The sequence below is a fragment of the Actinacidiphila sp. bgisy145 genome (genome assembly GCF_057708125.1).
Map to the genome: position 1 here is coordinate 132,036 of NZ_JBYIRL010000001.1, position 12,227 is coordinate 144,262.

Sequence of the window (12,227 nt, forward strand, 5' to 3'; positions counted from 1 at the left end):
AGCATGCACTGCACCGCGTGCGACGCCGAACTGCCCGCCGAGGCGCGCTTCTGCCCCTCCTGCGGCACCCCGGCCGCCCCCGGACCGGCCGGGGTGCGGCAGGAGGAGCGCAAGGTCGTGACCGTGGTCTTCTGCGACCTGGTGGGCTCCACCGCGCTGTCCGGCGTGCTCGACCCGGAGACGCTGCGGACCGTGGTGCTGCGCTACTTCGAGCGGATGCGGGAGTGCCTGGAGCAGTTCGGCGGCACCGTCGAGAAGTTCATCGGCGACGCGGTGATGGCCGTCTTCGGGGTGCCGGTCACCCACGAGGACGACGCGGCGCGGGCGCTGGCCGCGGCACTGGCGATGCTGGACGCCGTACAGCGCCTCAACGACGTGGAGTTGGGGCCCTCGCTCGGCATCCGGATCGGGGTGCGCATCGGGGTCAACACCGGGCCGGTCGTCACCGCCTCCGACGTGTCCTCGCGCCAGGCGCTGGTGTCGGGCGAGACGGTCAACGTCGCGGCCCGGCTGGAGCAGAACGCCGCCGAGGGCGAGGTGCTGATCGGCCCGGAGAGCCGCCGCGCGGCCGGCGCGCGGGCCCGGACCGAACCGGTGGGCGCGCTGCGGCTGAAGGGCAAGGAGGACGCGGTCGACGCCTACCGGCTGGTCGCCGTGGTCGAGGAGGAGCCGGAGGTCAGCCGCCGCTTCGACGTGCCCTTCGTCGGCCGCGACCGCGAACTGGCGGCGCTGCGCGAGGCGTTCACCGCCACCGCCGCACGCGACGGCCAAGGGCCCGACCTGGTCGTGGTCTTCGGCGAGGCCGGCATGGGCAAGACCCGGCTGATCCACGAGTGGCGCAAGCAGTCCGGGCGGGCCTTCGCCCACGGCGCGGGCCGCTGCCGGCCCTACGGCGAGCACGGCAGCCTGGCGCCGCTCGCCGAGGCGGTGCGCCAACTCCTCGACAACGAGCCGGACATGGCGGACCCCGCGGGCATCGCGGACCGCACGGATCGCGAGGAGGCCGCCGCCGCGCTGGCCGTGCTGTCGGCCGGGCTGCTGGAGGACGGCACCCCCAACCCGTCGACCGACGACACCTGCGCCGCGCTGACCGGCCTGCTCGCCGTACTGGCGCGCCGCCGACCGGTCGTCCTGGTGCTGGACGACCTGCACTGGGCGAGCGAGCCGCTGCTGGCCATGGTCACCGCGCTGCGCGCCGAACTCGCCGGCGCCGGCGTGCTGTTCGTGTGCGCCGCCCGTCCCGACCTCGCCGACCGCCACACCGGGTGGGGCGGCCCCCGGGCGCGCACCCTGACCCTGCCCGGCCTGACCACGGCGCAGGCCGAGACCGTCGCCGAAGCGCTCACCGAGGTCGGCGCGCACTGGGACGGCGCCGCGCCCGCCCGCGGGCGTACGGGCGTACCGCCGCAGGTGCTGGAGTCCGCCGGCGGCAACCCCTTCTACCTCGAACAGCTCCTCGCCGCCCTCACCCAGCCCGACTCCGGCTACCGCCCCGACGGCGGCGGCGACCTGCCGACCACCCTCCAGGCGCTGCTCGGCGCGCGGATCGGCGCCCTCGGCCGGGCGGAGCGCGCCGCGCTGGACATCGCGGCCGTCGCGGGCCGGGAGTTCACCGCCGACCAGGTCGCCGACCTGGTCGCCGACGACCCCGAAGGCGCGCCCGGCGGCGCCCTCTACGACGCCGCGGCCCGCACCCCCGCGCCCGGGCCGCTGGGCGACGCGCTCGCCGGACTCGGCCGCCACCGCCTGCTCGCCGGCACCCATCCGCTGCGCTTCAGCAGCGGACTCGTCCATGAGGTCACCTACCAGTCCATGGCCAAGCGCACCCGTGCCGAACGCCATGAACACGCCGCGCTGGCCCTGTCCAGGCGCCTGGCGCCCGCCGCCGAGGAGGCGCCCGCGGGGCCCCGGGAGGAGGGCGGCCCGGGCGAGGCGCTGCTGCGCGCGCGGTCCGGCGGGGTCGAGGGCGTGGCGGCGGTCGCGGCGCATCTGGAGCGGGCCTACCGCTACCGGGCCGAGCTGGGCGTGTTGGACCCGCACACCGACCACCTGCGGGTGCGGGCCGTGCGGTTGCTGGTGGAGGCGGGCTCGCGGGCGCTGGCGCGGTCGGATCTGGCGTGGGCGGCGGGGCTGTTGGAACGGGCGGTGGAGCTGGCGGCCGAGGACGAGCCCGAGTGGGGCGCGGCGGCGCGGCGGCTCGGCGACGTCCTGCTGGCGACCGGCCGTACCGACCAGGGCCGCGCGCTGCTGCTCGACGTGCTCGGGCGGGAGGCGGTGCGCCCGGTGGAAGCGGCCCACGCGCGGCTCGCGCTGGCCGCGGTGTCGGCGGCGCCGGACGGCAGCAGCGCGGGGACCGTCGCCCAGTGGGCGCTGCCGGTCTTCGAGCAGGCGGGCGACGACCTCGGCCAGGCGCGGGCCTGCATCCGGATCGCACAGGACCGGCAGTCGCAGGGCCGCCATGTGGCCGCGGACGACCTGCTGTCGCGGGCCCTGGCCCACGCGCGCCGGGCCGGCGCCGAGCCCGAACGGGCCCTGGCCCTCGGCGCGATCGGCGTCTCGCTGTGGCGCGGCCCCGAACCGGTCCCGTCGGCGGTCGCCCGCAGCCGCGACCTGCTGGCCGAGCACGGCGAGCAGCGCCCTACCGTACGGCTGACGCTGAACTGCCCGCTGGCGGTGCTGTTCGCCCTCCAGGAGCGGTGGGTGGACGCCGAGGCGTGCCTGAGCCGGGCCCGCCGGCTGGCCGGCGAACTCGGGTACGCCGAGGGCCGCGTGGTGCTCCCGCTGTTCGCCGCGGCGGTGGCGACCCTCGGGGACGACCGCGCCCGGGCCCTGGACCTGCTCGAGGAGGCCGACGCCGCCGCGGCGCGCCTGAAGGCCGACGGGCTGCGCGGTGTGGTCGCCCGCGAGGCGGCCCGGCTGCTGGTGGACGTCGGCCGCCACGACGAGGCCGCCGCCCGCCTCGCCGCCGCCCCCAACGGCTCGGGCCCGGCCGCCGCCTCGGCCGCCGGCCCCGGGGCGCGTACCGGCAGCGGCTCGCACACCGGCCCGGACCCGTACACCCCGGGGGCGCTCGCCGAGCCCGGCGCGGCCACCGGTGAACGTCCGGCCGACCACCCCGGCGCGGGCCTGGACCCTGCCACCGGCCCGGGCACCACCACCGCGGACTCCGGCGCCCCCGCCGCCCCCGGCGAGGCCGCCTCCGACACCGCCGACCTCGACGGTCTCCTCGCCCGGATCGCCGCCGCGCGCGGCAGCGCCGAGCAGGCCGAGGCGCTGTCCGCCCGCGCGGTGCGCACCGCCGCCGGCACCGACTCCCCGGTCCTGCTCGCCGTCGCCTGGCTGGACCGCGCCGACGTGCTGCGCCGCGCCGGGAACGCCGAGGCCGCGGGCGAGGCCGCAGCTCAGGCCGCCCGGCACTTCGCGGCCAAGGGCCACCTGCCCGGCGCGCGCCGCGCCGCCCGCCGGCAGCAGGCCCCCGCGTGAGCCGCCCGCCGCCGCTGCCGCCCGTACGGCACGTCACGCCCCGAGAACCCGCGCGGGCCGCCCACCGCACCCGCGACCCCGCCAGAACGCGAGAGGCTGCTGCATGGGAACCGTCGAGAAGGGCGCCGTCCCCTCACTCACCTGGAGCCTGCGCGGCAAGCGCCCGGAGGACGTGCTCGTCGCCGCCGACGGCGAGCCGCCCGCGCCCGGCCGCGGCTGGGCCGACGCGCTCGGCACCGGCGTACGGGTGTGCGTCGTGGACTCCGGCGTGGAGGGCGGCCACCCGCTGATCGGCCGGGTCGACGGCTCCTGGACGGTCCGCAAGGACGCCGCCGGCACCAGCGTCGTGGCGATCGAGCCGGGCGACTCCTGCGGCCACGGCACCGCCTGCGCGGGCATCATCCGCAGGACCGCGCCGGAGTGCGAGCTGTACAGCGTGCAGGTGCTCGGCAAGGGCTTCGGCGGCACCGGGGACGTGCTGCTCGCGGGCCTGCGCTGGGCGATCCGCCAGGGCTTCGACGTGATCAACCTCAGCCTGTCCACCACCCGCCCGCAGTTCGCCGAGGAGCTGCGGGTCCTCGCCGACGAGGCGTACTTCCGCGGCACCGCGATCGTCGCCTCCGCGCACAACACCCCGGTGGAGAGCTTCCCGTGGCGGTTCGCGTCGGTGATCTCCGTGGGCAGCCACCAGGAGGACGACCCCGAGCTGCACCTGTACAACCCGAGCCCCCCGGTGGAGTTCTTCGCCCCCGGCCAGAACGTCCAGGTGGCCTGGCTCGGCGGCGGGTCGATCAGGACCACGGGCAACAGCTTCGCCACGCCCTACATCGCCGGGCTGTGCGCCCGCATCCTGTCCCGGCACCGCCGGATGACGACCTTCCAGCTCAAGAACGCGCTCTACCTTTCCGCGGCCAACGTCCAACTGGGCATCAGGGGTGCTTCGTGACACAGAGCAACGAGAGCAACGCAGTGACCGACCCGCTCTCCCAGGAGCTGATGCAGTCGGTGGTCGACACCGCTCGGGCCATCTTCGGCGCCCAGGCCAGTTCGGTGTTCCTGCTCGACGAACCGGCTCACGAGCTGGTCTTCCAGGCCGTCTCCGGCCAGGGCGAGAGCTTCCTGGTCGGGCGGCGCTTCCCCGCCGAGAGCGGCATCGCGGGGTGGGTGGTCTCCTCCGGTGAGCCCGTCATCGTGGACGACCTGTCCCGCAGCTCCTCCTTCGACCGGGACTTCGCCGAGTCCACCGAGTACGTCCCCGACGCGCTGATGGCCGCGCCGCTGACCCACGGCGACCGGGTGCTGGGGGTGCTGGAGGTGCTCGACCCGGTGCCGCAGTCCCGCTCCAGCCTGAGCGAGCTGGACCTGCTGGCGCTCTTCGCCCGGCACGCGGCGGCCGCGCTGCGGGTGGTGGTGGACCGGGCCCGGCCCGCGCCGGCCGGCGCGCTCGGCGGCGACGGGCGCGCCGCGGCGCTGCGCATGGCCGAGGACCTGCGCAGGCTGCTGGAGACCTCCGTCTGACCCCCGGCCGGGCGCGCGCCCCCTCCCGCGACCCGGGGCGCGGGAGGCGGCGGCGCGTCGCCCGGCCGGGGTACGCCCCTACGGCACTCAGTTGAAGGTGTCCGGGTCCGGGCCGGTCCGCTCACCGCGGTCCAGCGCGGAGATGTCCGCCAGGTCCTGGCCGGTCAGCTCGAAGTCGAACAGGCGCAGGTTCTCCGCCACCCGCGAGCGCGTCACCGACTTCGGGAAGACGATGTCGCCGCGCTGCAGGTGCCAGCGCAGCGTCACCTGCGCCGCGCTGCGCCCGACCCGCTGGGCGATCGCAGTGATCACCGGGTCGTCCAGGACCATGCCCTTGGCGATCGGGGACCACGCCTCGGTGGCGATGCCGTGCTCTTCGCCGAAGGCGCGCAACTCGTCCTGCACGAGATAGGGGTGCACCTCGATCTGGTTGACCGCGGGCACCACCGAGGTCTCCTCGAAGAGCCGCTTGAGGTGCGCGATCTGGAAGTTGGAGACGCCGACCGCCTTGACCCGGCCGGACCGGTAGATCTCCTCCATCGCCCGCCACGTCTCGGTGTAGTCGCCGACCTCCGGCAGCGGCCAGTGCACCAGGAACAGGTCCATGTACTCCATGCCGAGGTCGTCCAGGCTGCGGGTGAAGGCGGTCAGCGCGTCACCGTAGGCGTGGAAGCCGTTGTTGAGCTTGCTGGTCACGAAGACCTCGGAGCGGTCCAGGCCGGATTCCGCGACGGCCTGCCCGACCTCCTTCTCGTTGCCGTACATCTCGGCGGTGTCGATGTGCCGGTAGCCGATCTCCAGCGCGGCCAGGACGGCGTCCTTGGTGTCCTTCGGCTCGATCTGGAACGTGCCGAAGCCGAGCTGCGGGATCGTGACGCCGTTGTTGAGGGTGACGTCCGGGATGGTGGGCGCTGAGGCCATGGTGAGCGCCTTCTTCCTTGCGTGGCTGCCGGGGCAGGGGGGTGCGCGGATACCTACGCGGCCGTACCCCCGCAAACCACCGTAAGGGCACGGGCGCGCCGCGGCCCGCCGGAAGCCCGCGGCCCCCGGAATCGGTCAGATGTACGAACGCGCGGCGCGTTCGACGCGCCCGGCGGGCCGCGGCGCGCGATGATCGGAGCATGAGGCGGATCGGCGCGGGCCCCGGCGTGCCCGAACTCGAACCCGAGGTGTTCGACCGGGCCATCGTGGCCGTCGCGATCACCGCGGGCGAGGACCACCGGCTGGTCTACGTCAACGAGGCCTTCCGCGCCCTGTTCGGCCCGCGGCAGCTGGGCGCGCCCGCCGCCGAGGTGTTCACCGAGCCCAATGCCGCCCGCTTCCTGAAGATGCTCGACCAGGTCCACCTCGACCGCGCCGCCCGGCAGGTCACCGAGACCCGCACCACCGAGGGCACCGCGCCCGGCGCGCCCGGCCGCCGGCACTTCGTCTACAGCTGCTCGCCGGTGGTCTCCCGGTTCGGCGCGGGGGTGCTGGCCGTGGCGGTGGACACCACCCCGCAGGTGGAGGCGGTCGAGGCCGCGCAACTGCTCTCCGAGCAGCGGCAGAAGGCGCTCCAGCGGTACGAGGCGCTGATGTCCGCGGTCACCCAGATCGTGTGGCTGATGAAGCCGAACGGCGAGATCGTCGAACTGGTCGGCGGCTTCGAGGAGTTCACCGGCATCCCGTGGCGGCCGGTGATCGACCAGGAGTGGATGGCCGCGGTGCACCCGCACGACCGGCAGCGGCTGGTGCGGACCTGGAACGAGGCGGCCGAGGGCCGCGCGCGCTTCGAGTGCACCTTCCGGATGCGCACCGCCACCGGGGAGTACCGGCACGTGCAGTCCCGGGCGGTGCCGGTCGAGCGCGGCGGGGAACTGGTGGAGTGGATCGGCGCGACCGCCGACATCGAGGACCAGTGGCGCAACCGGCTGCGCGAGCGGCTGCTCGCCCGGGTCACCACGGTCACCACCGCCGACGACGTGCCGGACGCGTTCGCCGCCGTGGCCGCCGCGGTCGTGCCGGAGCTGACCGACGCGTGCGCGGTCTTCATGCTGCCCGCGGCCGGCGTCGGCGGCCCGCTCACCGCGGTCCGGGTCGCCACCACCGCCCGCGCCGGACTGCCGGCCCTGCCCCCGCTGAGCAACCGGCCCTATCTCGTCGGCCAGGCCGCCCAGCAGGTCATCGAGAGCCGCCGCCCCCGGCTGATCACCTTCCCCACCGGCGACCCGCCCGACAGCGTGCTGTCGGAGATGTCCCGGCGGTGGCTGCGCGAGGCGCGCGCCACCAGCCTGACCATGGTGCCGATCGTGATCGACTCGGCCGTGGTCGCGTTCGCCTGCGCGGCCAGCTGCGCCGACAGCCCGCCGCCCGGCGCCGCGGACCGGGCGCTGCTGCGGGAGATCCTGTACCAGGCGCGCGAACCGCTGCGGCAGGCGGTGGAGCTGCAGCGCACCCGGCACACCGCGCTCACCCTCCAGCGCGCGCTGCTCACCGCGACCCCGGTGGTGCCCGGCGCGGAGCTGGCCGCGCACTACCAGCCCGCGAGCAAGACCGCGGAGGTCGGCGGCGACTGGTACGACGCGCTGCTGCTGCCCGACGGCACCGTGGCCCTGACCATCGGCGACATCGCCGGGCACGACCTGGACGCCGCCACCTCGATGAGCCAGCTGCGCAGCATGCTGCGGGTGATCGCCTACGACCAGGAGCACCCGGGCGGCCCGGCCGAGAGCCTCGCCCAGCTCGACCGGGTGGTGGACGGGCTGCGGATCGCGCCGCTGGTCACGGTGGTGCACGCCAACCTGGCGCCGCGGTCCGACGGCCGCTGGCACCTCGCGTGGTCCAACGCCGGGCACCCGCCGCCCCTGCTGCTGCCCGCGGCCGGCGAGCCGCGCTACCTGCTGGGCGACGGCCCCGACCTGCCGCTGTGCGTGGCGCCCGACGCGCCCCGCGCCACCTGGCACCACGAACTCGACAGCGGCGACACCCTGCTGCTGTACACCGACGGCCTGATCGAGGTGCCCGGCACCGACCTCGGCCAGGGCATGGCCGCGCTCGCCGCGACCGCGCAGGCCGCCCGCGCGGACGGGCTGACGCTCGCGCAGATCTGCGCCCAGATGCTGTCGGGCGCCGGCAGCCGCCGCGACGACGCCGCCGTGATCGGCTTCCGCCCGATCCGGCAGGGCCCCAGCCGCGGCGCCCTGCCGCGCGGCCGGCTGCTGCACTGAGCGGGCCCGCGTACGGTGCGGAAGCCCGCCGCGTACGGTATGGGCCTCCGCGTACGGCACGGGCCCGCCGCGTACGGCACGGCCGCCGCGCGGTCAGGCCCGGGTCGCCATCAGCACGCCCATGCACACCATCGTCACCGCGATCACCGCGTCCAGCACCTGCCACGACCCGGGCCGGGCGAAGGGGCGGCGCAGCAGCCGCGCGCCGAAGCCGAGCCCGGTGAACCACAGCGTGCTCGCCGCCGCCGCGCCCGCCCCGAACAGCCACCGCGCGTGGCCGTAGCTGTTGGCGACCGAGCCGACCAGCAGCACCGTGTCCAGGTAGACGTGCGGGTTGAGCCAGGTCATCGCCAGGCAGGTCAGGACGGCGGTGCGGGCGGAGGCGCCGGCGCCCTCGGCCGCGGTCAGCTGCTGCGGGCGCAGGGCCCGGCGGGCGGCCAGCACCCCGTACGCCACCAGGAACGCCGCGCCGGCCCACGCGGTGACCGTCAGGGCGGTCGGCCAGCGCCGTACGACCGTGCCGATGCCGCCGACGCCCGCCGAGATCAGCAGCAGGTCGGAGACGGCGCAGATCACGACCACCGCGGGCACGTGCTGCCGCAGGATGCCCTGGCGCAGCACGAACGCGTTCTGGGCGCCGATGACCACCAGCAGGGACAGACCGGTGCCGAGGCCCGCCAGGACGGCGAAGAGAGCTGCGTGCATGCCCCGAGGCTAGGAGCGGGGTGATCTTTCAGGCCAGCTAAGGATTCTTAGGTAGCATGAGCACTGCTTAAGGACTGCTTACGATGTGCCGCCTGTGCTCGGAAGGACCCGGCGGGCGGTGCGGGAAAGGGGCGCGGCGACGGTGGACGGGCTGCCGCTGGACCAGGTGCGCACGCTGCTCGCCGCCGTGGACGAGGGCACCTTCGAGGCGGCCGCCGAGGCCCTGCACGTCACGCCGTCGGCGGTGAGCCAGCGGGTCAAGGCACTGGAGCAGCGCACCGGGCGGGTGCTGCTGCTGCGGACGAAGCCGGTGCGGCCCACCGCGTCCGGCGAGGTGCTCATCCGCTACGGGCGGCAGCTCGCGCGGCTGGAGCAGGACGCGGGCGCCGAACTCGGCCTCGACGACGCGCTCGGTCCGGCCACCCTGCCGATCGCGGTCAACGCGGACTCGCTCGCGACGTGGTTCCTGCCCGCGCTCGTGGACGCCGCCGCCGACCGCGGCATCCTGTTCGACCTGCACCGCGACGACGAGGACCACACCGCGGCACTGCTGCGCCAGGGCCGGGTGATGGCCGCGGTGACCTCCTCCCCGCTGGCGGTGCAGGGCTGCTCGGTGCGGGCGCTGGGCCGGATGCGCTACCGGGCGATGGCCGCGCCGCGGTTCGTCGCCCGCCGGCTGGCCGGCCGCCCGCTGCGCGAGGCGCTGCCGGCCGCGCCCGCGATCGTCTTCGACCGCAAGGACGAGTTGCAGGACCGGTTCCTGGACCTGCTCGCCCCGCGGCGGGCGGCCGGCTCCGCGCGCCTGACCGCCGCGACGCGCGCCCGGCACTGCATGCCCTCGTCCGAGGCGTTCCTCGCCGCGGTCGCCGCCGGGCTCGGCTGGGGCATGATCCCCGAGGCGCAGGCCGGCCCGCACCTCGCGGCGGGCACCCTCGTGGAGCTGGCCGCCCGCCGCCCGGTGGACGTCCCGCTGTACTGGCAGCAGTGGAAGCTCGACTCGCCCGACCTGGCCGCCGTCGCCGACGCCGTCCACCGCACCGCGGCCCGCACCCTCTCCCCGCCCGCCCCCGCGCCGGGCTGACCGGCCGCCGGGCCGCGGGCGCGCGGGGCGTCACGCGACGGCGCGCCCGCCGTCGACCGGCACCGTCGCGCCGGTGACGTACGCGGCCCGGGGCGAGGCGAGGAAGACCACCGCGGCGGCGATCTCCGCGGTGCTCGCGTGGCGCTTGAGGAGCGTGGTGGCGCCGAGCGTGTCGACCATCTCCAGCGGGGCGCTCTCGGTGAGGGTCGGGCCGGGGGAGACGCTGTTCACGCGGACCCCGGAGGTGCCGAACTCCGCCGCCCAGGTGCGGGTCAGCGAGTTCACGGCGGCCTTGGTCGCGCTGTAGACGGACCCGCCGGGCAGCGCCACGGTCGCGGCCATCGTGCTGATGTTGACCACGCTGCCGTCGCCGCGCTCGGCCATCCGCGGCGCGATCGAGGCGGTCAGGAAGTACAGCGCCCGCACGTTGACCTGGAACATCGCGTCGTAGGACGCCACGGACTGCTCGCCGGTCGGCGCGAAGTCGAAGACGCCCGCGTTGTTGACCAGGATGTCGACGTCGGCGGCCTGCTCGGCGAGCCGGCCGACCGAGTCGAGGTCGGCCATGTCGGCGGCGAAGAAGCGCGCCTTGCCGCCCGCGGCCTCGATCGCGGCGACGGTGGCCGCGCCGCGCTGCGCGTCGCGGCCGCTGACGAGGACCTCGGCGCCCCCCGCGGCGAGTTGTCGGGCGATCTCCCGGCCGATGCCGGAGGTGCCGCCGGTGACCAGTGCCTTGCGGCCTTCGAACTCCATGGTGATCCGCCCTTTTCGGTGGTGGGGGTGTGCGTGGTGGGGGTGTGTGTGCCCGCGCGGCACGGGTGCGCCGCCGGGGGTGATCGCCCGCCGCTGAATATTGGAGCGATGACTCCATTCTTGTCACCCAAAGATTGGAGTGTCAACTCCAGTTTTTCCGTGGCGGGCGCCCCGCGGGCCGGGAGGAAGCGCTGGGCAGGGCCTACGCTGAACGCATGAGCATCGACTCGCCCCCCGTGTCCGACCCGACGGCGCCGCAGAAGCTGACCCGCAAGGGCGCCGCCACCCGCGGGCGGATCGTGGCGGCCGCGGCCGGACTGATGCTGGAGCACGGCGTGGCGGGCACCAGCACCGACGACGTACGGGCCGCCGCCGGGGTCAGCACCTCGCAGATCTACCACTACTTCGCGGACAAGAGCGCCCTGGTCCGCGCGGTGATCGCGCACCAGACCCAGGCCGTGCTGGACGCGCAGCAGCCGCTGCTGGGCAGCCTGGACTCGCTGGAGGCGCTGCGCGCCTGGCGCGACCTCGTCGTGGGCATCCAGCGCGAGGCGCACTGCCAGGGCGGCTGCCCGATCGGGTCGCTGGCCAGCGAGCTCGCCGAGACCGACGAGGTGGCGCGCGCCGACCTCGTCGGCGGCTTCGCCCGGTGGGAGGCGGCGATCCGCTCCGGCCTGCACGCGATGCGCGACCGCGGCGAGCTGCGCGGCGACGGCGACCCGGACCGGCTCGCCCTCGCCCTCCTCGCCGCCCTCCAGGGCGGCCTGCTGCTCACCCAGGTCCGGCGCGAGACGGCTCCGCTGGAGGCGGCACTCGACGCGATGCTCGCGCGGATCGCCGATCTGACGGTGCGGCCCGGCGGTTGAGGCCTGGCGCGGCCGGGCGTCAGTGCGAGGTGGGGGTGCCGTGGGTGTCGTCGGGGTCGTCGATCGGGCCGGGGCTGGTGAAGTCGGGGCTGGTGAAGCCGGGGCTGGAGAACCCGGCCTCCTCGGGCACCAGCTCGTCGGCGTCCTCGGCCTCGTAGTCGGGGCCCTCGAAGGGCGGCACCTCGAAGTCGGGCGGGGTGAAGTCGCCGATCCGGTCGCCGCCGGGGCCGGTGAAGTCCGGACTGGAGAAGTCGGGGCTGGAGAACCCCGGCCGGTCGAAGTCCGGGCCCTCGTCGGCGCCCGGCCGGTCGCGGTCCTGCGGTGTTTCGGTCATGGTCTGCCCGTCCCCTCCTGGAGGACCGCCCGCCCGCGCGGAATGAACGCGCGGGCACCGCGGTTGTCGCACCTGCAACCGTAGAGACTACGAGCAGAAGGGCGCCACCATGAAGGTACGCAACTCGCTTCGCTCCCTGAAGGGCCGCCCGGGCGCCCAGGTCGTGCGCCGCCGCGGCAAGGTCTACGTGATCAACCGCAAGGACCCGCGGAGCAAGGCCCGCCAGGGCTGATCCCGCCACGGGCCGGCCCCAGCCAGCCCCCGCACGCGGCCGCCGTACA

At 75.7% G+C, this 12,227-nt stretch carries 11 protein-coding genes; 7 read left to right on the plus strand and 4 right to left on the minus strand.

The window, feature by feature from the left end; all coding sequences use genetic code 11:
* The first annotated feature begins 3 nt into the window (after window positions 1-3).
* The 3 genes from AC3ERT_RS00520 to AC3ERT_RS00530 all read left to right on the plus strand — a co-directional run bounded on the left by AC3ERT_RS00520 (window position 4) and on the right by AC3ERT_RS00530 (window position 5,001).
* Window positions 4-3,483, plus strand: a complete 3,480-nt coding sequence (locus AC3ERT_RS00520) for an AAA family ATPase (protein WP_435172106.1) — start codon at window positions 4-6, stop codon at window positions 3,481-3,483.
* 103 nt (window positions 3,484-3,586) lie between these two features.
* Complete coding sequence (locus AC3ERT_RS00525; RefSeq protein WP_435172108.1) at window positions 3,587-4,429, plus strand: S8 family peptidase; 843 nt, start codon at window positions 3,587-3,589, stop codon at window positions 4,427-4,429.
* 50 nt (window positions 4,430-4,479) lie between these two features.
* Window positions 4,480-5,001, plus strand: a complete 522-nt coding sequence (locus AC3ERT_RS00530; RefSeq protein WP_335980934.1) for a GAF domain-containing protein — start codon at window positions 4,480-4,482, stop codon at window positions 4,999-5,001.
* Window positions 5,002-5,088: 87 nt separating this feature from the next.
* On the opposite strand, the gene AC3ERT_RS00535 is transcribed toward AC3ERT_RS00530, so the two are convergent.
* Entirely contained in the window at window positions 5,089-5,922 is an 834-nt protein-coding gene (locus AC3ERT_RS00535; protein WP_435172110.1) for an aldo/keto reductase, read from the minus strand.
* Window positions 5,923-6,122: 200 nt separating this feature from the next.
* Here AC3ERT_RS00535 and AC3ERT_RS00540 point away from each other — a divergent pair, with 200 nt between their 5' ends.
* Complete coding sequence (locus AC3ERT_RS00540; RefSeq protein WP_435127942.1) at window positions 6,123-8,207, plus strand: SpoIIE family protein phosphatase; 2,085 nt, start codon at window positions 6,123-6,125, stop codon at window positions 8,205-8,207.
* Between the two features lie 93 nt (window positions 8,208-8,300).
* Here AC3ERT_RS00540 and AC3ERT_RS00545 read toward each other — a convergent pair whose 3' ends face one another.
* Window positions 8,301-8,912, minus strand: coding sequence for a LysE/ArgO family amino acid transporter (locus AC3ERT_RS00545; RefSeq protein WP_435172112.1), 612 nt, complete (start codon window positions 8,910-8,912; stop codon window positions 8,301-8,303).
* A gap of 118 nt (window positions 8,913-9,030) precedes the next feature.
* On the opposite strand from AC3ERT_RS00545, the gene AC3ERT_RS00550 reads away from it, so the two are divergent.
* Entirely contained in the window at window positions 9,031-9,993 is a 963-nt protein-coding gene (locus tag AC3ERT_RS00550) for a LysR family transcriptional regulator ArgP (protein ID WP_435172114.1), read from the plus strand.
* A 30-nt stretch (window positions 9,994-10,023) separates the two neighbouring features.
* Here AC3ERT_RS00550 and AC3ERT_RS00555 read toward each other — a convergent pair whose 3' ends face one another.
* On the minus strand, window positions 10,024-10,746 hold the full coding sequence (locus tag AC3ERT_RS00555) for an SDR family NAD(P)-dependent oxidoreductase (RefSeq protein WP_435172116.1): 723 nt from the start codon (window positions 10,744-10,746) through the stop codon (window positions 10,024-10,026).
* Between the two features lie 215 nt (window positions 10,747-10,961).
* Between AC3ERT_RS00555 and AC3ERT_RS00560 the strand changes: the two genes are divergently transcribed.
* A complete protein-coding gene (locus tag AC3ERT_RS00560; RefSeq protein ID WP_435172118.1) occupies window positions 10,962-11,612 on the plus strand; it encodes a TetR/AcrR family transcriptional regulator in 651 nt (216 codons plus the stop codon).
* A gap of 19 nt (window positions 11,613-11,631) precedes the next feature.
* Here the strand turns inward: AC3ERT_RS00560 and AC3ERT_RS00565 are convergent, their stop codons facing one another.
* Window positions 11,632-11,946, minus strand: a complete 315-nt coding sequence (locus tag AC3ERT_RS00565) for a hypothetical protein (RefSeq protein WP_435127934.1) — start codon at window positions 11,944-11,946, stop codon at window positions 11,632-11,634.
* A 109-nt stretch (window positions 11,947-12,055) separates the two neighbouring features.
* Between AC3ERT_RS00565 and ykgO the strand changes: the two genes are divergently transcribed.
* Entirely contained in the window at window positions 12,056-12,178 is a 123-nt protein-coding gene (gene ykgO, locus AC3ERT_RS00570; RefSeq protein ID WP_335980885.1) for a type B 50S ribosomal protein L36, read from the plus strand.
* The last annotated feature ends 49 nt before the right edge of the window (window positions 12,179-12,227 follow it).